The 17,447-nt window shown below is 70.1% G+C and carries 11 protein-coding genes; 8 read left to right on the top strand and 3 right to left on the bottom strand.

Going from position 1 to position 17,447, the window contains the following annotated elements:
• The first annotated feature begins 34 nt into the window (after nucleotides 1-34).
• From ACIQU3_RS16590 to ACIQU3_RS16560, 7 genes are all read left to right on the top strand, one after another.
• Nucleotides 35-877 (top strand): nitrilase-related carbon-nitrogen hydrolase, encoded by an 843-nt coding sequence (locus ACIQU3_RS16590; RefSeq protein WP_403733505.1) that lies wholly within the window; start codon nucleotides 35-37, stop codon nucleotides 875-877.
• The gene (locus tag ACIQU3_RS16585; protein WP_403925671.1) at nucleotides 874-2,160 is read left to right on the top strand and encodes an aspartate aminotransferase family protein; all 1,287 of its coding nucleotides are present in this window, start codon (nucleotides 874-876) and stop codon (nucleotides 2,158-2,160) included. The genes ACIQU3_RS16590 and ACIQU3_RS16585 overlap by 4 nt, the downstream gene beginning before the upstream one ends.
• Nucleotides 2,161-2,185: 25 nt before the next feature.
• Entirely contained in the window at nucleotides 2,186-3,784 is a 1,599-nt protein-coding gene (locus ACIQU3_RS16580) for a PucR family transcriptional regulator (RefSeq protein WP_403925668.1), read from the top strand.
• Between the two features lie 154 nt (nucleotides 3,785-3,938).
• On the top strand, nucleotides 3,939-4,781 hold the full coding sequence (locus ACIQU3_RS16575) for a nitrilase-related carbon-nitrogen hydrolase (RefSeq protein ID WP_403925665.1): 843 nt from the start codon (nucleotides 3,939-3,941) through the stop codon (nucleotides 4,779-4,781).
• Between the two features lie 68 nt (nucleotides 4,782-4,849).
• On the top strand, nucleotides 4,850-6,253 hold the full coding sequence (gene hydA, locus ACIQU3_RS16570; protein WP_403925662.1) for a dihydropyrimidinase: 1,404 nt from the start codon (nucleotides 4,850-4,852) through the stop codon (nucleotides 6,251-6,253).
• 11 nt (nucleotides 6,254-6,264) lie between these two features.
• Complete coding sequence (locus tag ACIQU3_RS16565) at nucleotides 6,265-7,287, top strand: TIGR03842 family LLM class F420-dependent oxidoreductase (RefSeq protein WP_403733524.1); 1,023 nt, start codon at nucleotides 6,265-6,267, stop codon at nucleotides 7,285-7,287.
• 135 nt (nucleotides 7,288-7,422) lie between these two features.
• A complete protein-coding gene (locus tag ACIQU3_RS16560; protein WP_403925659.1) occupies nucleotides 7,423-8,949 on the top strand; it encodes an NCS1 family nucleobase:cation symporter-1 in 1,527 nt (508 codons plus the stop codon).
• A gap of 27 nt (nucleotides 8,950-8,976) precedes the next feature.
• On the opposite strand, the gene ACIQU3_RS16555 is transcribed toward ACIQU3_RS16560, so the two are convergent.
• The 3 genes from ACIQU3_RS16555 to ACIQU3_RS16545 form a co-directional block, all read right to left on the bottom strand.
• The gene (locus ACIQU3_RS16555) at nucleotides 8,977-9,645 is read right to left on the bottom strand and encodes a hypothetical protein (protein WP_403925657.1); all 669 of its coding nucleotides are present in this window, start codon (nucleotides 9,643-9,645) and stop codon (nucleotides 8,977-8,979) included.
• A 220-nt stretch (nucleotides 9,646-9,865) separates the two neighbouring features.
• Nucleotides 9,866-10,756 carry a LysR family transcriptional regulator gene (locus ACIQU3_RS16550; protein WP_403925654.1) on the bottom strand — a complete coding sequence of 297 codons (891 nt, stop codon included), beginning with the start codon at nucleotides 10,754-10,756 and terminating at the stop codon, nucleotides 9,866-9,868.
• A gap of 99 nt (nucleotides 10,757-10,855) precedes the next feature.
• A complete protein-coding gene (locus ACIQU3_RS16545; protein WP_403925651.1) occupies nucleotides 10,856-12,511 on the bottom strand; it encodes an FUSC family protein in 1,656 nt (551 codons plus the stop codon).
• Nucleotides 12,512-13,624: 1,113 nt separating this feature from the next.
• On the opposite strand from ACIQU3_RS16545, the gene ACIQU3_RS16540 reads away from it, so the two are divergent.
• Nucleotides 13,625-17,296 (top strand): LamG domain-containing protein, encoded by a 3,672-nt coding sequence (locus tag ACIQU3_RS16540; protein ID WP_403734259.1) that lies wholly within the window; start codon nucleotides 13,625-13,627, stop codon nucleotides 17,294-17,296.
• The last annotated feature ends 151 nt before the right edge of the window (nucleotides 17,297-17,447 follow it).

The raw sequence follows: 17,447 nt of genomic DNA, 5'->3' as shown, positions 1-17,447 counted from the left end.
TAGAGGCGCAGACGTCGCGTCGAAGGAGCAGCTCATGGCCAACGTCGTACGTGCCGCCCTGGTCCAGGCCACCTGGACCGGCGACACCGAGTCCATGGTGGCGAAACACGAGGAGCACGCCCGCGAGGCGGCCCGCCGGGGCGCGAAGATCATCGGATTTCAGGAAGTCTTCAACAGCCCCTACTTCTGTCAGGTCGAGGAGCCGGAGCACTACCGCTGGGCCGAGCCCGTACCCGACGGGCCGACCGTGCGGCGGATGCGGGCGCTCGCGCGCGAGACCGGCATGGTGATCGTCGCGCCGGTGTTCGAGGCGGAGCAGCCCGGCTTCTACTACAACACCGCGGCCGTGATCGACGCCGACGGCACCTACCTCGGCAAGTACCGCAAGCACCACATCCCCCAGCTCAAGGGCTTCCGCGAGAAGTTCTACTTCAAGCCCGGCAACCTCGGCTGGCCCGTCTTCGACACCGAGGTCGGCAGGGTCGGCGTGTACATCTGCTACGACCGCCACTTCCCGGAGGGCTGGCGGCAGCTCGGCCTCGCCGGGGCCCAGCTGGTCTACAACCCCTCCGCGACCCACCGGAGCCTGTCGTCCCACCTGTGGCGGCTGGAGCAGCCCGCGGCGGCCGTAGCCAACGGGTACTACATCGCGGCGATCAACCGCGTCGGCCAGGAGGAGTACGGGGACAACGACTTCTACGGCACGAGCTACTTCGTCGACCCGCGTGGGCAGTTCGTGGGGGACGTCGCCAGCGACAGCGAGGAGGAGCTCGTGGTCCGGGACATCGACCTCGACCTCATCGAAGAGGTGCGGCAGACGTGGGCCTTCTACCGCGACCGCCGCCCCGACGCCTACGAAGGGCTGGTGCAGCCGTGACCAACGACCTCCTGGGCCGCCACCGGGCCGTGCTCCCCGACTGGCTCGCCCTCTACTACGAGGAGCCCCTGGAGATCACCCACGGCGAGGGCCGCCACGTCTGGGACGCCCAGGGCAACCGGTACCTCGACTTCTTCGGCGGCATCCTCACCACCATGACGGCGCACGCGCTGCCCGAGGTGACCAAGGCGGTGAGCGACCAGGCCGGGCGGATCATCCACTCCTCGACCCTCTACCTCAACCGGCCGATGGTGGAACTCGCCGAGCGCATCGCCCAGTTGAGCGGGATCCCGGACGCCCGCGTCTTCTTCACCACGTCCGGCACCGAGGCCAACGACACGGCCCTGCTGCTGGCCACGGCGTATCGGCGCAGCAACACGATCCTGGCCATGCGCAACAGCTACCACGGCCGTTCCTTCAGCGCCGTCGGCATCACCGGCAACAGCGGCTGGTCGCCGACCTCGCTGTCCCCGCTGCAGACGCTGTACGTCCACGGCGGCGTGCGCACCCGCGGCCCGTTCGCCGCCCTCAGCGACGACGCCTACATCGCGGCCTGCGTCGACGACCTCAAGGACCTGCTCGGCCACACCCGCGCGCCGGCCGCGCTGATCGCCGAACCCGTCCAGGGCGTCGGCGGGTTCACGGCACCGCCGGACGGCCTGTACGCCGCCTTCCGCGAGGTGCTGCACGAGCGAGGGATCCTGTGGATCGCCGACGAGGTGCAGACCGGCTGGGGCCGCACCGGCGAGCACTTCTGGGGCTGGCAGGCCCACGGCCGCAACGGACCACCCGACATCATGACCTTCGCCAAGGGCATCGGCAACGGCATGTCCGTCGGCGGGGTCGTCGCCCGCGCGGAGATCATGAACTGCCTGGACTCCAACAGCATCTCCACCTTCGGCGGCACCCAGATCACCATGGCCGCGGGCCTCGCCAACCTCAACTACCTGCTGGAACACGACCTCCAAGGCAACGCCCGGCGCGTCGGCGGCCTGCTCATCGAGCGGCTGCGGGCCGTCGCCGCGCAGGTACCTGCCGTGCGGGAGGTACGCGGCCGCGGCCTGATGATCGGCATCGAGATCACGAAACCGGGGACCGACGAGGCCGATCCGCAGACCGCCGCGGCCGTGCTGGAGGCGGCCCGCGAGGGCGGCCTGCTGATCGGCAAGGGCGGCGGCCACAACACCACTGCGCTGCGCATCGCACCACCGCTGTCCCTCAATGTCGCGGAGGCCGAGGAGGGCGCCGCGATCCTCGAGAACGCTCTGCGGAGCATCCCGTAGCAGTGCACTGAACAAGGGGCCCGCCATGACCATCACCCTGGATTCCCTGGAGCCCGCGCTGTCGGTGCGGCGGGTCCTCACCCTGGAGCGGGTACTCGCCGGGGAGCCCGAGGTGGTGGCCGGGGCGGGCCATCTCGACCGGCTCGTGCGCTGGGTGCACGTCGCCGAGGCGGCCGACGTCGGGGTGATGCTCAGTGGCGGCGAGATGGTCCTCACCACCGGTGTGCTGCTCGCCGGTGACGAGGACAAGCAGGCCGAGTACGTCCGGTCCCTGCATCGCGCCGAGGCCGCCGCCGTCGTCCTCGGACTCGGCCGTGCCTTTCCCACCGCCCCGGAGGTGATGCGCCGGGCCGCCGAGCGGTGCGGACTGCCGATGGTCGTCCTGCACCGGCCCTTCCCCTTCGCCGACCTGACCGAGGAGGTCCAGTCGCGCCTGGTGCGGCGCAAGTTCGCCGCCGTCAGCCTCTCCGAGGCCGTGCGCACCGAACTCACCGCCCTCATCACCGCCGGCGCCCCGCTGCAACGCCTGCTCGACGAGGTCGCACGGCACAGCGCCTGCCCGGTCGTCGTCACCAACCTCGCCCACCGCGTCCTCGGCACGGCGGGGGAGCGGCCCGCGGTCGACGACGTGCTGCGCGACTGGGAACGCATCGCCCGGCAGGCGTGGGGGCACCACCCAGGCCGTTCCGGCACGGGGGGAGGCACCGAGGGCGACGGCTGGATCCGGGCCGAACTGGGCGGGCGCGGGGAGCGCTGGGGCCGGATCGTGCTGTGCGGCTACCGCGGCGACACCGCCACCGGACGGCTGCTGGCCGACCGCGCCGCCGAGGCCCTCGTCCTGCACCGCATGCTCAGCGGCGGCGCCGCGTGTTCCTGGGAGGGGCAGTCCGCGCAGAGCCTGCTCACCGACCTGGTCAGCGGCGTCGTACCGGCACGGCAACTGCTGCCCCGGGCGCGTGCGGCCGGGCTGCCCGTCAACCGGCGTACGTTCGTGCCCCTAGTCGTCCGCGACGGCGACCCCGCCCGGCTCGAACGGCTCCTGCGGCTGCTGGGCCTGCCGGGGCTGGTCGCCGAACTCGCCGAAGGGGCGACCGCCGTGCTGCTGAGCGTCCCCCGGGACCAGGACGCGGGCGCCCTCGCCGCGCACTTCGCCGCCCGGCTGCGCACCGAGTCCGGCCCGGACCACACCGTCGTCGCCGCGGCCGAACCCTGCGCCGCCTGGGACGACGTACCCACCGGGCTGCGCGAGGCCCAGCACGTCTCGGACGCCGTGGCCGACTCCTGCGCCGTCCTCGACCTCCCGCCGGTCGTGCGTCTGAAGGACGTCCACCTGCGGGGTCTGATCCGGTTGCTGCGCGACGACCCGCACGTGCAGTCCTTCGCGGAGCGGGAGCTGGACGGGCTGCTGCGCGAGACCGACGAGGATCTGCTGCCGGTGCTGCGCACCTACCTGGCCACCGGGCGCAACAAGTCCCGCACCGCCCAGCTCCACCACGTGTCGCGGCCCGCCCTCTACCGCCGCCTGGAGGCCATACAGGTCCGCCTCGGGGTGAACCTCGACGACTTCGAGCAGGCCGCCTCCGTGCACATCGCTCTCCTCGCGCACGACGCGCAACAGCAGTGAAACGCGTAACCGCATGGGAAAACGGCGGGAAACATGAATCCACGAAGGAGTGACACGGTGGCACGCCGCACGCCCCCGGACGTGACACGGTGCAACTCAAAGACGGCCGCGCGACTTCCTAGGCTCACGGCACACCGAGCGACCGGAGGTCCCGATGAGCCAAGTGATCCGCGCCGCCGTCTTCCAGACCGCCTGGACGGGCGACAAGGAATCGATGATCCAGGTCCACGAGCAGGCGGTCCGCGACGCCGCCGCTCAGGGTGCGCACGTCCTGTGCTTCCAGGAGCTGTTCTACGGACCGTACTTCTGCCAGGTGCAGGACCCGGCCTTCTACGAGTACGCCGAGCAGATCCCCGAGGGTCCCGTCGTCCGGCGCTTCCAGGCCCTCGCGAAGGAACACGGCATCGTCCTGGTACTGCCGATGTACGAGGAGGAGCAGCCCGGCGTCCTCTACAACACCGCCGCCGTGATCGACGCGGACGGCTCCTACCTCGGCAAGTACCGCAAGACGCACATCCCCCAGGTCAGGGGTTTCTGGGAGAAGTTCTACTTCCGCCCGGGCAACTCCGGCTGGCCCGTCTTCGACACCAAGGCCGGCCGCATCGGCGTCTACATCTGCTACGACCGCCACTTCCCGGAGGGCTGGCGCGCCCTCGGCCTTGCGGGTGCCGAGATCGTCTTCAACCCCTCGGCGACCTCCCGCGGCCTGTCCGGCTACCTCTGGCAGCTGGAGCAGCCGGCGGCGGCCGTGGCCAACGAGTACTTCGTCGGCGCGATCAACCGGGTCGGCGTCGAGGAGTACGGCGACAACGACTTCTACGGTACGTCGTACTTCGTGGACCCCGAGGCCCAGTTCGTGGGCGAGGTGGCGAGCGACAAGGAACCCGAACTGGTGGTGAGGGACCTGGACATGGCCAAACTCCGCGAGGTCCGCGACCGCTGGCAGTTCTACCGGGACCGTGCGTCTGGAACGTACGGTCCGCTGACGGCCCCTTAGGGGCGCGGGGAACTGCGCGAGCAACCACCCACAACCGGCACGCATCCACCGCGAGGAGCGATCACGACATGAGCAGCCGTACAGTCGTCCGCGGCGGCCTCGTCATCACCGCATCCGACGAGATCCACGCCGACGTCCTGATCGAGGACGGCCGAATCGCCGCCCTCGCAGCCACGGGGACACCCGCCGCCGACACCTTCACAGCCGACCGCACCATCGACGCCACCGGAAAGTACGTCATCCCCGGCGGCGTCGACGCCCACACCCACATGGAGCTGCCCTTCGGCGGCACCTTCGCCTCCGACACCTTCGAGACCGGCACCCGCGCCGCCGCCTGGGGTGGCACCACGACGATCATCGACTTCGCCGTCCAGAGCGTCGGGCACAGCCTGCGTGAGGGCCTCGACACCTGGCACGCCAAGGCCGAGGGCAACTGCGCCGTCGACTACGGCTTCCACATGATCGTCTCCGACGTCAACGACCACACCCTCAAGGAGATGGACCACCTGGTGGAGGAGGGCATCACCTCCTTCAAGCAGTTCATGGCCTACCCGGGCGTCTTCTACAGCGACGACGGCCAGATCCTGCGCGCGATGCAGCGCTCCGCCGAGAACGGCGGCCTGATCATGATGCACGCCGAGAACGGCATCGCGATCGACGTGCTGGTGGAGCAGGCGCTGGCCCGCGGGGAAACCGACCCCCGTTACCACGGGGAGGTCCGCAAGGCCCTCCTCGAAGCGGAGGCCACCCACCGGGCCATCAAACTCGCGCAGGTGGCCGGCGCACCCCTCTACGTCGTGCACGTCTCCGCGACGGAGGCGGTCGCGGAGCTGGCCCGGGCGCGCGACGAGGGACTGAACGTGTTCGGCGAGACCTGCCCGCAGTACCTGTTCCTGTCCACCGACAACCTCGCCGAGCCGGACTTCGAGGGTGCGAAGTACGTGTGCAGCACCCCGCTCAGGCCCAAGGAGCACCAGGCCGCTCTGTGGCGGGGGCTGCGCACGAACGACCTCCAGGTCGTCTCCACCGACCACTGCCCCTTCTGTTTCGTGGGGCAGAAGGAACTCGGCCGCGGCGACTTCTCCAAGATCCCCAACGGCCTGCCGGGGGTGGAGAACCGCATGGACCTGCTCCACCAGGCGGTCCTCGACGGCCACATCTCGCGCCGCCGCTGGATCGAGATCGCCTGCGCGACCCCGGCCCGGATGTTCGGCCTCTACCCGAAGAAGGGCACCATCGCGCCGGGCGCCGACGCCGACGTCGTCATCTACGACCCGCACGCCGAGCAGGTCGTGTCGGCCGAGACGCACCACATGAACGTCGACTACTCGGCCTACGAGGGCAAACGCACCACCGGCCGGGTCGAGACGGTCCTCTCGCGCGGCGAACCCGTCATCACCGAGCGCCAGTACACCGGGCGCGCCGGGCACGGCGTGTTCACCCCGCGTTCCACCTGTCAGTACCTCAACTAGGAGTGGCGCAGATGGACTTCGGACTCGTCCTGCAGGCCGACCCGCCGGCGTCGCGGGTGATCAGCCTGATGAAACGCGCGGAACGGAACGGTTTCTCGTACGGCTGGACCTTCGACTCCGCCGTGCTGTGGCAGGAACCGTTCGTGATCTACAGCCAGATCCTGGCCAACACCACGACCCTGAAGGTCGGGCCGATGGTGACCAACCCGGGCACCCGCACCTGGGAGGTCACCGCCTCCACCTTCGCCACCCTCAACGACATGTTCGGCAACCGCACGGTCTGCGGCATCGGCCGCGGCGACTCCGCGATGCGGGTCGCCGGCCGCAAGCCCAACACCCTGGCCCGGATCAGCGAGGCCATGAAGGTAATCCGGGACCTCGCAGGCGGACGGGAGGCCGACCTCGGAGGCGGCACCGTCGTCCGCTTCCCGTGGATCAAGCCGGGGGCCGAACTGCCCGTGTGGATGGCCGCGTACGGCCCCAAGGCCCTGAAGATGACCGGAGAGGAGGCCGACGGGTTCATCCTCCAGCTCGCCGACCTCTACCTCACCGAGTACATGGTCAAGGCCGTGAAGGACGCGGCCGTCGCGGCCGGGCGGGACCCCGCCGAGGTGACCGTCTGCGTGGCCGCACCGGCGTACGTCACCGAGGACGACTCGCCCGAGGCACTAGCCCACGCCCGTGAGCAGTGCCGCTGGTTCGGCGGCATGGTCGGCAACCACGTCGCCGACCTCGTCTCCAAGTACGGCGAGCACTCCGCCGCCGTCCCCGACGAACTCACCGACTACATCAAGGCCCGCGAGGGCTACGACTACTCCCACCACGGCCGCGCCGGCAACCCGGACACCCAGTTCGTGCCCGACGAGATCGTCGACCGGTTCTGCCTGATCGGCCCCGTCGAGAAGCACATCGAGAAGCTGGACGCGCTGCGCGCGCTCGGCGTCGACCAGTTCGCCGTCTACGACATGCACGACGCGCAGGAGGCCGTGATCGAGGCCTACGGATCGCGGGTGATCCCGGCCGTCAACGGCTGACCTCCGCCGCCCCACCCCCTGTGAACTCCCCCTTCCCAGCGGTTCGGGAAGGGGGCCCAGGACGCTCCCGAGCGCACCCCCCATCGGCTCACCGCACGGCCTTTCCCGTCCCACCTCCCCTGATTGGCCCGGCCCATGACCGATACCGCTCCCACGGCGCCACCGCCGACCACCCAAGTCACCCTCGCCGACGGCCGGGTGGAGATCGCCCCGGGCGCCCCCGCGCCCACCGGCCCCTACGCCAACGAGGACCTGCTGCCGGTCCCGGTCGAGAAGCGCACCTGGACGACGTACAACTTCTCCGCGCTGTGGGTCGGCATGGCCCACAACACGGCCTCCTGGACCCTGGCCTCCGGGCTCATCGCCGTCGGCATGGACTGGAAGCAGGCGGTGCTCACCATCGCCCTGGCCAATGTCATCGTGCTGATACCGATGCTGCTCACCGGGCACGCCGGACCCAAGTACGGCATCCCGTTCCCGGTCTTCGCCCGGGCCTCCTTCGGTATCCGCGGCGCCAACCTGCCCGCAGTCGTACGGGCGTTGGTGGCGTGCGGCTGGTTCGGCATCCAGACCTGGATCGGCGGCGAGGCCATCTACTTCCTCGCCGGCAAGCTCATCGGATCGGGCTGGACGGACGCCGCGAAGGTCGGCGGCCACGCCTGGACGATGTGGCTGTCGTTCGCGATTTTCTGGGCACTCCAGGTCGTCATCATCTACCGGGGCATGGAGACCATCCGCCGCTTCGAGAACTGGGCGGCGCCCTTCGTGCTCGTCGGCGCGTTCGTGATGCTGTGGTGGATGAGCGACAAGGCGGGCGGCTTCGGCCCGCTCTTCGACCAGCCCTCCAAGCTCGGCTGGGGCGCCGACTTCTGGAAACTGTTCGCCCCCGCCCTGATGGGCATGATCGGCTTCTGGTCGACGCTGTCGCTGAACATCCCCGACTTCACCCGCTACGGCAGGAGCCAGAAGGCACAGACCCGCGGGCAGGCCCTCGGCCTGCCCACCACCATGACCCTGTTCGCCTTCCTGTCGGTGATGGTCACCTCCGGCTCCCAGGCCGTCTACGGCGAGGCCATCTGGGACCCGGTGCAGCTCGCGGCCAAGACCGACAACACGGCGGGCCTGCTCTTCGCACTGGTCACCGTCCTGGTGGCGACGCTCTCCGTCAACGTCGCGGCCAACCTGGTCTCCCCGGCGTTCGACTTCTCCAACATCGCGCCCCGGCGCATCAGCTTCCGGGCCGGCGCCCTCGCCACCTGCGTCCTCGGCGTGCTGATCTTCCCGTGGAAGCTGTACTCCGACCCGCAGGGCTACATCTTCACCTGGCTCGGCCTGGTCGGCGGACTGCTCGGCACCGTCGCCGGCATCCTCATCGCCGACTACTGGATCCTGCGCCGCTCCCGGCTCGACCTCGCCGACCTGTACCGCCCGGGCGGCCGTTACTGGTACGAGGGCGGCTGGAACTGGCGGGCCGTCGTCGCCTTCGCGGTCGGAGGTGTCCTGGCCGTCGGCGGCGCGAGCTTCAAACCGCTGATCGACGGCCGCCCGATCCCCGCGCTGGCCGATCTGGCCGACTACGGCTGGGCCGTGGGCCTCGGCACGTCCATGGTCCTGTACCTGGCGCTGATGGCCCTGCGGGGCCGCGACCGCGCATCCGCCTGACCGGGAGGTGCGCTGGAGAGCGGCGGATCAGCCCCTGTCGCTCTCCAGCGCGGCCACCGCTTCCTTCGCGGCCTTGATGGCGCCCTTGTTGATCGTGTCCGTGCCGGGCGCCTTCTTCGACTCGAAGTCACTGCCGTTGTAGGTGATCGTCACCAGCGCGTTGGAGGCGCGGGCGATCACGACGCCCTCACGGGTCTCCTGCTTGTCCTCGGTCGTGAGGTTCACGACCGAGTACGCGCTGTCCCCCAGACCGGGTACGGCCCCGCCGCCGCTGTTCTTCTCGACACCGGCCGCGTACGAATTCCGCGCGGCCTCGTCCGACTGCATGATCTCGTAGGACACGTCGAGCCAGCGGTAGTCGTAGCCCTTGAGCGCGTTCCAGGAGCAGGTGCGGCGCAGCTCGGTGTCGGTGGACGGTATCTCCTTGCCGGCCGTCTTCGCGCCCGGCACCAGTGACTCGACCGTCTTCTCGGCGACGCTCTCGCACGGGGCGGGAGCGGCCGAGTACGCCTTCGACACCGTCGACGTCGACGGAGCGGACGCGGACCGGCTCTCGGTCTTCTGCTCGGCCGGCTGCTGCTCGGCGGCCTGCGGCGTGGCGAGCGGACCGGACGACAACGCCCAGCCCGCCGCGGCGAGCACCACCACCGGGGACAGACGGGCGGTCAGGGCCAGGGGCAGGGATACGGAACGCACGGCGCCCTTCAGGTGGGGACGGACGGTGCGGAGCGGGTCCGCACGGCGGACGGGGACGACAGTGTCACATGCGTCCCCGTGGTGCGGAAGTGCCGCCTCCCACCCGAGTCCCCGGGGACACTGCGCGTGCCGGTCCGGTCGCGCTGCGCGCAGGTCGACGCCCCGTGGGCCGCCCGGACAAGGTCGGACATGTCTCGACTTCCCGCAACAGGAGGGACATTCACTCCCCGGCCGACGCCCGCAGCGCGTGGTCGCAGAAGCGCCGGGCGATCGGTGGCACGGCGCGGGAGCTCAGCCAGGCGATGCCGATGTCCCGGGCGCCCCGTACGTCGGTGATCTCCAGATAGCGGATCGGGGACTCGGCGGCCGCCGTGACGTCCGGCGACGACGGGATCAGGGACACCCCGAGCCCCGCCGCGACCAGACCGCGCAGGGTCTCCACCTCCTCGCCCTCGAAGGCGATGACCGGCGCGAAGCCGGCCTCGCGGCACAGCTCCGCGGTGATGTCCCGCAGCCCGTATCCCCGCTTGAGCAGGATGAACCGTTCGTCGGCCACTTCGGCCAGGCGGATCCGGCGGCGCCCGGCCAGCCGGTGCCGGGACGGCACGGCCAGGAGCAGCGGCTCGACGAGCAGCCGCCGCCACGTGATGAGGGGGTGGCCCGGGTCGCTGCTGGTGATGACCAGATCCGCGGTCGCCTCCAGGAGGTGCCGGGTCAGCCCCATCTCGCCGTCCTGGTGCAGCTCGAACTGCGCCCTCGGAAAGGTCCGCCGGAAGTCGGTGACGAGCCGGGGGACGAGCCAGGTGCCCAGGGTGTGCAGGAAGGCCAGTGACACCACGCCCGAGTCGGGGTGGACCATCTCGGTCACGGCACGCCGGCCCCTGTCGTAGTTGTCGAGCATCCCGTCGACGTACTCCTTGAACACCCGGCCCGCCGGGGTGAGGCGCAGCACGCGCCCGACACGCCGCAGGAGCTCGGCGCCGACCTCGTCCTCCAGCCGGGCCAGGGCCCGGGACAGCGCGGGCTGGGTGACACCGGCGTCCGTCGCGGCGTCGGTGACCGTCGTCCCCTCCGCGACGGCCTGGAAGGAACGCAGCACCTGGATATCCATGCTCCCATTCTTCCCTGTCATGGGTAGCCGACGATCCAGGCGGAGGCTGCATGGGTCACGCCCGCGCCGGGCCGCGAGCCGCTACCGGGCCGGAAGCCGCTACCGGGCCGGCCGCGCCGCGCCCGCGACCACACGCCCCGTCACCTGGTCACAGAGCTGTTCGGCCGCGGTGATCGCGCTCTCCCAGTCGGGCAGCGGCCGCCCGCGGCGGGCCGGTTCGCGCCGCGCGTGAGCGACCGTCCGGCGCGCCTCGGCCAGCCGGTGGTAGGCCGCTCGGCGCAGTGACTGCCGCCGGACCGGGCCCGCTCCCGGCGCGGCGTCGCGGTAGCGCCGGGCGGCGGCGACGGCGGCCTCGGTCTGCGCCTTCGCGCGGTGAGCGGCGGAATCCGGCCACACCGCGAAGTGCGCGACGAGCACCAGCGCCGACGCCAGCGCCGTGTCCACCACCCGCGTGCCGTACAGCGGACGATGGTCGCCCAGCAGGTCCAGCAGCACGAACACCACAGCGGTCAGGCCCAGCGTGGCGAGCGCGTAGTGGTGCCGCACACCGATGGCCATGAGCGCGCCGAACACGGCCACGACACCCGCCACGGCGTACGTACCCGTGGCCGCCGCGGACACCGCCCCGATGGCGGCCACGCCGACGATCGTGCCGACGCACCGGTGCAGGGCCCGGGGCAACAGCGGGCCGAAGTCCGGCTTGTAGACGAAGGCCACCGTCATGGGCAGCCAGTAGCCGCGAGGCCGGTGCAGCACCTCCGCGAGCACATGGGCGGCGAGCACGCACCCCGCCAGCAGCAGCGCGTACCGCACACGTGCCGCCCGCCCGGGCCCCTCGTGCACCGGCAGGCGCAACTCCAGGTCGAATGCCTCCGGTTCCCCGTCGACGGCGTTGACCAGTTCGGCCAGGGCGCGCCCGCCCGGCGAGCCGGACACCGGTGCCGGCAGCACCGGGCGGTCCTCCGGGGCCGCGAGGTGTCCCGGCAGCAGCCGTCCGGCCAGGTGCCGCGGTACGCGGATGAGGCCGGGCGGCAGCGCACGGTCCTCCCACACCAGGGCCGTCACGGCCTCGCCCAGCCGCACGGCGTGGTGGAACGCCCGGACCAGGTCCCCGGCCCCGGCCCGCCGCCGCCCGCGCGGGGCGAGATGAGGGGCCATCACCTCGTGGGCGTGGTTCAGGGCCAGCGTCATCCGCAGGCGGGCCTCCTCGGCGGCACCGGTACCGGCCGCGGCCAAGGCCTCGCCCGCGCTCCGGTACACCGCGAGCAGGGCGGCCCGTTCGACGTGGTGCCGGCGCCACAGCCACGGGGCCGAGGACAGCACCAGGACGAGGAGGACACCGGCGAGCAGCGCCAGCGGCGGCTGCCACCACGGCCCCGGCACCGGGATGCCACTGCCGATGGTGACGCCGAGCAGCAGGTGCATGCCCGACACGGACGCGATCCGCCCGCGCAGGCCGACACCGCCCGCCACGAGCGCTGCCACCACCAGGCACCCCGCCACCGCCGCCGGCTCCCCGCTGCGCAGGGCGAGTTCACCGGCGAGCAGACCGAGCGCGCTGGACACCCCGGTCCAGCCCAGCCGTCGCACCCGGACCCGGTACGGGTCGGAACCGTCCTGGCTCACCCCCCACAGGGCGCCGATGGCGGCGATCGCCGAGAGCACGACCCACCCGGTGGCCAGCCCGACGAGCAGGGGCAGCGCGAGCGCGACGGCCCCTCGCGCCGCCGCGGCCAGGGGCAGCGATCCGGGCACGCGGACGTGAAGGGGGCGCGGCCACCACGGGAGCGACGTGCGGCGCGGAAGGTCCGGTCGCGTGTCTGCGGCCGGTGTCGTACGGCCGTGTCCGGCACGGCGCCGCCGCGCACGTATGCGGAGGACACCGTCGGCGGTGCTGCTCCCTGTGCCCATGGCTCCTCCTCCGACATCGCGACCGGGGCTCACTCCCCAGACTGGGCCGATGCGTGGCATGCGTCCAATGCCTGGTCCGGAAGAGATCCATAACCTCAGGGCATTCGAGCTGTGACCTGCGGGTTTTCCGAAGGTGCCGAGACCGCCGTGCCGTCGCCTGTGATTGACGTCGCCCGGGCGGGGGCAGCGAAGGGGAGGGAGTTCCGGACCCGACGGCCCCGGCCCCGCTCCCGCGTCCCGAGGCCCGATGAGAGGTCTGATGTTCACCACCCGCCCCACCCTCCAGGGCACCTTCGGCATGGAGGTTCCGGGGTCGGGTCGCTGACCTGGGCTTTTGTTGCCCATTGAGTCCCTGACCTGCGGTGACCCTTCTTTCAGCGTCTTTCGGTGGGGTACCGGCTTATGCCGCCGGAACTCCCCAGTGGCCCGCGAACCACCACCCGTCTCAGCGGGCGGGAGGTGGCGCTCGCACAACCATCGATACTTTGCGCAAACTCGCAACTTGGCGGCGAGAGGTAGACGACTGTTTCCGGGGGGGGGGAGGTAGATGCGCCCCTCCGCTCGATCGTGTCCTGGTCGGTCCAGGAGCGCGGAGCGGGATACGGGGCAGACGCGCGGCGGTCCCGCCCCCTTTACGGCAGGAGTTCAGGTGCGGATCGAACGACCTGGGCCCCGTACGCCTCGACCGTAAGAGGTCGCGCTCACACCGTGACAGGTGGAAGGGGATGCATCTGGCCAGCTCGGAGTGCATTCGGACAAGTGTGCGTGATGCAGGCCACACTTGATTGACTCGCTCGCTGACGCTGCATTAACTCTGTGCTTTCTGTGTGAAATTTGTGACGGAGGGTGGGCTCCGTGATGCGGGGGGTGGGGTCTGTGTTCGTTCTGCGTGCGCGAAGAACGCGCGGGGTGTTGCTGGGGGGTGTGGCCGCCTCGTTGGTGCTGTCGGCACTGCCGATGCTGCCGGCGACGGCTGCGGCGCAGTCAACAGCCGCTGCGGCGACGGCGAATGTGGTGGATACGAGGACCGCGCTGGAGCAGGCGAAGTCCTCCGGTGAGCCTGTGGAAGTGACGGCGGACCGTACGGAGTACTCCACGACGCAGGCCAACCCGGACGGAACGTTCCTGCTCACTCAGTCCTCGACCCCACAGCGCGTCCACCAGAAAGACGGCAGTTGGGGGCCGGTCGATCCCGTTCTGGAGCGCCGGCCTGACGGCCGGATCGCCCCCAAGGGCGCTGTGGTTGACCTGTCGTTCTCTGGTGGTGGTTCCGGCTCTGACATGCTGCGGATGGGCAAGGACGGCCGGTCGATCACCCTTGGTTGGGCTGATGCGCTGCCTGAGCCGACCCTCAAGGACGCAACAGCCACCTACGCCAACGTGTTGGACGGCGTGGATCTGCAGCTGACCGCGACTGCGGAGGGGTACCGCGAGGTACTCGTCGTGAAGACGCCTGAAGCTGCCGCCAATCCCGAGCTCGAGCAGGTCAAGCTCACCGCATCTGGAGACGGTCTGAGCGTGGTACCGGGCGCCGGTGGCGGTCTGCGGGCGGTCGACGAGGACGGCAACGCCCTCTTCCGAGGGCCGGCTGGCCAGATGTGGGACTCAGCTGGCGATGACACCGAGTCCGGTCCGCAGCCCCAGCTCTTTGCGGCCGGCGTGCAGACCTCTGTGAACGAGCCCAAGGAGGACGACCCTTCGCAGCCAGGCAACGGAGACGCCAGCGCGGTCCTGCCCGTCAAGGTCGACAACAACACCGTTGCCGTACACCCCGACCTCGACCTGCTGCGCGGCAAGGACACCGTCTACCCAGTGTTCATCGACCCTTCGGTCGGCCTGGGCGCCCAGGAGCGCACGAAGATCTCCTCCGACGGCGACAAGTTCTGGATGTTCGACGGCGACAAGGGCGTCGGCAAGTGCGGAACGGCTGACGGCTATTCGTGCGGTAGCGGCTACATCGACCGCATGTACTTCGAATTCGCGCCGACCAAGCTCTCGGGCAAGCACGTCCTGGACGCTACCTTCCGGGCCCGCGAGACGTGGTCGTACAACTGCACGCCCTACTGGGTGGACCTGGAGCGCACCGACAACATTTCCGAGGGCACCCGGTGGCCGGGCCCCAAGCAGCTGGACCAGATGGGCGACCGGTACGTTTCCGCCGGGCGCGGCGGTCTGTGCACGCCTGACCAGCCTGACGCGTGGATCGAGTTCAACGACAACCCAGATGAGGCGGACGAGAATTTGAAGAACACCGTCCGCTCTTTCGCGGACGGCAAGATAAGCCGTCTGACGCTGATGCTTCGGGCCAAGGATGAAGGTGAACCGCGAGCCTGGAAGCGGTTCGACGACAGCGCTGAGCTGCAGGTCATCTTCGCTTACAAGCCGGGCACGCCTACGGATGTCGGCCTCGTCCCCGGTGGCGGCAACACCGCGTACTGCAAGAAGTCCTCCAGTGATCCGTTGATCGTCACCCAAGACAAGCCAGTCGTACAGGCCCGCGTCCAGACCCGAGTCGAGTCCAACAAGGGCGACCAGGAGGGCTCCCTGCAGGCCGAGTACGTCGTGGAGCGCGGAGATGACGCGGCCTGGCACCAAGTGTGGACCGGCCATGCGCCCGATACCGGCTGGCATCCGGACGGCACGCTGGAAACGCGCCAAATGACCAGTCGCGCCGACGGGGGTCTCTACCGCTACAAGGCGCGCACACAGTCCCACTGGTCCTACAGTGGCAAATCCGGTGACCTGTTCTCCGGCTACAGCTCCTGGTGCTACTTCAAGATCGATTCGACAGCGCCGAAGCCGCCCCGTATCACCGCTGGCTCCCCGTACACCGAGTGCGTTGCGAACGCCTGCGAGGGGAAGGGCGGCCCGGGAATTCCGGGATCCTTCACCTTCCAGCCGAACACCGCCGACATCAAATCCAGCGGCAAGACCGACATCACCAGCTACCAGTGGAAGCTGCTGTCCACCCCGGCCAAATCCGTCTCCGGCAACTTGAAGGTCTCCGTTCCGAACGTGACCCCGCCACTGGCAGGCACTCAGGTGTTGTCGGTGCGCGCCAAGGATGTCTACGACCGCTGGGGCGCTTATCAGGAGTTCACCTTCAAGGTAGCCACGGCCGAGGCCGCGGTGGGTCGCTGGCATCTCGACGGAGTCCCTGGCTCGGGCACCGTGACCGCCAAGGACACCGCCACCGTCGGTGCCCGTCACGATGCGACACTGGTCGGTGAGGAAGGGACCGGCTGGTCGACCAGGGCCCGTCGCGGCGAGGCGGACTACGCGCTGCGTCTGAACGATGACACGAGCGACCCGGCACAGCAGACCGGCTACGCGGCCACGTCCGCCCCTGCGGTCAACACCCGGGATTCCTTTACCGTCTCCGCCTGGGTGCAACTCTCCAACGCCTCCGCCAACCGGGCGGTCCTGTCTGCACCGGGCACAAGTGGCAGCGCATTCACGCTCTACTATTCCGCCGCGTACAAGAAGTGGGTCTTCAACCGCGCCGACAAGGACACAGCGAGCCCGGTGTACGTCCGCTCAATGTCCGACGAGGAGAACCCGCCGCTCAACGTGTGGACGCACGTGGCGGGCGTCTTCAAGACCGAAGGCGATGACAACCTACCGGACACCGACCCGGCCAACGACACCATCCAGCTGTTCATCAACGGTCAGCCCCAGGGCCGGCCGGTCGGCCTGTCCAAGGCCGCACCCACCTACACCCCGTGGACTGCAGGCGGGGGACTGCAGTTCGGCCGCTCCAAGGCGGGCGGCAAGTACCTCGACCACCACTTCGGTCTCCTCGACGAAGCCGCAGTGTGGCAGCGAGCCCTGCAGCCGGCTGAAGTCGCCGACGAAGCCAGGGCGCTGCAAGACGGAGTACCCGCCAACGAACTGGTCGCACACTGGGACGCCACCACCGCAAAGGGCACCCAGGTCGCCGAAACCACGGCCTACCCGCTCTCGGCCATGGCCCTGTCCGCTTCCGGCGCCACGCTGAACGAGGAGGACAACGCACTGTTCCTGAATGGCACAGCCGGGTACGCCGCTGCCACCGGTCCGGTGGTCGACGAGACCGGCTCGTTCACGGTGTCGGCGAGCGTCCGCCTGGATTCAGCGGCCCTCAATGCCAAGCCGGCTGGCTACCAGGCGCAGGTGGCCGCCCAGCGCCTGAACTCAGAGTCCTCCTGGGCTCTGTGGGTCACGAAGCCCGGCGACGGCATCTACCAGTGGAAGTTCACCCGCACCGCAGTGGGACCGGACGGCAAGGTCACCCAGAGCGCACAGGTGCCCGCAGCAGACGTGGCCGCCACCGACACCTGGGTCCAGATCACAGGCACCTTCGACGCCCAGGAGACCTGGGAGTGGACCGATCCGACCGACGGCACCACCGAAGCCCGCTACGGCCAACTCCACCTCTACGTCGGTGAATTCGAACAGCCCTCGGAACAAGTAGCTGGCTTCACCACACCGCAGCAGGGCAGTGGTGAGCTGAGCCTCGGCCGCGGGACCACCTCAGGCAAGACCGGCAACTATCTGCCCGGCGGTCTGCAGGACCTCAGGGTCTGGACCGGAGCCATGACCGCCGACCAGGTCCGCTCCCAGGTACTGGACACGCCCGACACCACCTGAGACCTGCCCCGAGCCGGATATGCCGGTGCTGGGTGGCCAACCGCGCGAGCGCGCCAGGCCACCCAGCACCGGCAGACCGGACCCCCCTTTCCTCCTTCTTTCCACCGTCTCAACGGCCCGCGTCCGGCGCGCCGCCCCGGCGCCGTACAGG

Origin of the sequence: Streptomyces sp. NPDC101110, from assembly GCF_044759525.1 — a bacterium.
Taxonomy (GTDB): Bacteria; Actinomycetota; Actinomycetes; order Streptomycetales; family Streptomycetaceae; genus Streptomyces.
The sequence above is the reverse complement of the archived record's forward strand: the minus strand, read 5'-3'. Positions and strand labels throughout refer to the sequence as shown.

Bases quoted from the DNA above. Each gene is read 5' to 3' on its own strand.
- ACIQU3_RS16550 (WP_403925654.1), bottom strand. From the start codon at position 10,756: ATGGATATCCAGGTGCTGCGTTCCTTCCAGGCCGTCGCGGAGGGGACG.
- ACIQU3_RS16565 (WP_403733524.1), top strand. From the start codon at position 6,265: ATGGACTTCGGACTCGTCCTGCAGGCCGACCCGCCGGCGTCGCGGGTG.
- ACIQU3_RS16580 (WP_403925668.1), top strand. From the start codon at position 2,186: ATGACCATCACCCTGGATTCCCTGGAGCCCGCGCTGTCGGTGCGGCGG.
- ACIQU3_RS16540 (WP_403734259.1), top strand. From the start codon at position 13,625: ATGCTGCCGGCGACGGCTGCGGCGCAGTCAACAGCCGCTGCGGCGACG.
- ACIQU3_RS16575 (WP_403925665.1), top strand. From the start codon at position 3,939: ATGAGCCAAGTGATCCGCGCCGCCGTCTTCCAGACCGCCTGGACGGGC.
- hydA (WP_403925662.1), top strand. From the start codon at position 4,850: ATGAGCAGCCGTACAGTCGTCCGCGGCGGCCTCGTCATCACCGCATCC.
- ACIQU3_RS16590 (WP_403733505.1), top strand. From the start codon at position 35: ATGGCCAACGTCGTACGTGCCGCCCTGGTCCAGGCCACCTGGACCGGC.
- ACIQU3_RS16560 (WP_403925659.1), top strand. From the start codon at position 7,423: ATGACCGATACCGCTCCCACGGCGCCACCGCCGACCACCCAAGTCACC.